The following is a 1,450-nucleotide window of genomic DNA, read 5'->3' on the forward strand; positions in this document are numbered from 1 at the left end:
AATTCATCTCACTACCTGCAGAGGTAGGAGAATTCTTGTTATATATTATGTTAAAAATGAGTCAGGTAAAGGCTCAGTCAAAACATAAAGGAATTTTGGAAAATGGAGAAGCTGGTCTGTTCAAACTGGAATTAGAGGATGAATCCGACGGAACAAGAAAACTAATGTCCCTGGCACCGGCTATTGAATCTGTTTTGAAAAGAGGCGGCGTTCTTCTGGTAGATGAAATAGAGCGGGAACTGCATCCAATGCTTGTGAATTTTATTGTTGCAAAATTTCAGAGTAAAAACAGTAATCCCAATGGAGCACAGATTATATTCACGACGCATAATACAGAGTTGATGAATTTGGAATTGCTAAGAAAAGATCAGATTTATTTTGCTGATAAAAACAGAAATGATGGTTCGTCTGAATTATACAGTGTTACTGATTTTATGACCAAAACAGCAGACAATATTCGCAAAGGCTATCTGGCGGGAAAATATGGAGCTATTCCAGATCTTGAAATTGAGGAGGTCGAATAAATGACCAGAAAGAAACGAGATTGCGGGAGCAGAGGCACCGGAAAAGCTATCATAAGAGTATTCTGTGAGGGAGAGAGTGAACAGGCATACACGGAATATCTGAAGAAAAAATTCAGTGATGTGGCAGTGATCCAATATCCAAAAGAACCAGGGCTGTTTGACCGAGCCGAAGACCGATTCAAGAAAGATCCTAAATATAGGGACTATACAGAAGTTATCGATGAAGTATGGTTTTTCTTTGATGTCGAAACTAAAGATGTAAATAAGTGGGATGAACGATATCGTATAATCAAAAAACTTAGAAAACTACGAAAGGATCAGAATATCAGAGTAAGACTGTTAATGACAAGTGGCTGCATAGAATATTGGCTTATGCTACATAAGAAATTGTATGAAGCGATTGAGTATTTAGAAAGGCTTTGATATCTAATATTTGAGTGTAAAATTTATGGTCAAAACTCTCCGACCTGCATACAATAAACCAGGCACCACTGGCACACACCGGCAGAAAGCGGGGAAACCATCATAGAGCAGTTCACCAATTACGTAAAACCAGAACTTCTTATCGTAACCATTGTTTTATATTTCATCGGCATCGCACTGAAACAGACACAGGCGGTAAAGGACAAATACATTCCGCTGATTCTTGGCGGGCTTGGAATCCTGATCTGTGCAGTCTACCTGTTTGCGACCTGCACCTGCCACACAAAGCAGGACATTGCAATGGAAATATTCACAGCCATCACGCAGGGAATCCTGGTCGCAGGACTTTCTACATACGTGAACCAGGTAGTGAAACAACTTCACAAAGAAGACTGAGAAAGGGGATGAGCGATCATCCTCTTTTCTTTATCCAATGCGTCGTACCCCCTTGCTTTAGCTCTTAACTTGACCCATAAGTAATCATAGATATTTATATGTTCCCA

The 1,450-nt window shown here is 39.7% G+C and carries 3 protein-coding genes; all 3 read left to right on the top strand.

From position 1 onward, the window contains the following. The coding region (locus DWX28_RS19140) for an AAA family ATPase (RefSeq protein WP_147342129.1) at positions 1-524 on the top strand (524 nt) is incomplete at its 5' end. After that, the gene (locus DWX28_RS19145; protein ID WP_118254778.1) at positions 525-947 is read left to right on the top strand and encodes an RloB domain-containing protein; all 423 of its coding nucleotides are present in this window, start codon (positions 525-527) and stop codon (positions 945-947) included. It begins immediately after the preceding gene. 102 nt (positions 948-1,049) lie between these two features. Next, the gene (locus DWX28_RS19150; protein ID WP_173906388.1) at positions 1,050-1,343 is read left to right on the top strand and encodes a phage holin family protein; all 294 of its coding nucleotides are present in this window, start codon (positions 1,050-1,052) and stop codon (positions 1,341-1,343) included. Positions 1,344-1,450 lie beyond the last annotated feature (107 nt).

Source organism: Blautia sp. AF19-10LB (assembly GCF_003461245.1).
GTDB lineage: Bacteria > Bacillota > Clostridia > Lachnospirales > Lachnospiraceae > Blautia_A > Blautia_A intestinihominis.

Coding starts and splice junctions, on each gene's coding strand:
- DWX28_RS19145 (WP_118254778.1), top strand. CDS start 525: ATGACCAGAAAGAAACGAGATTGCGGGAGCAGAGGCACCGGAAAAGCT.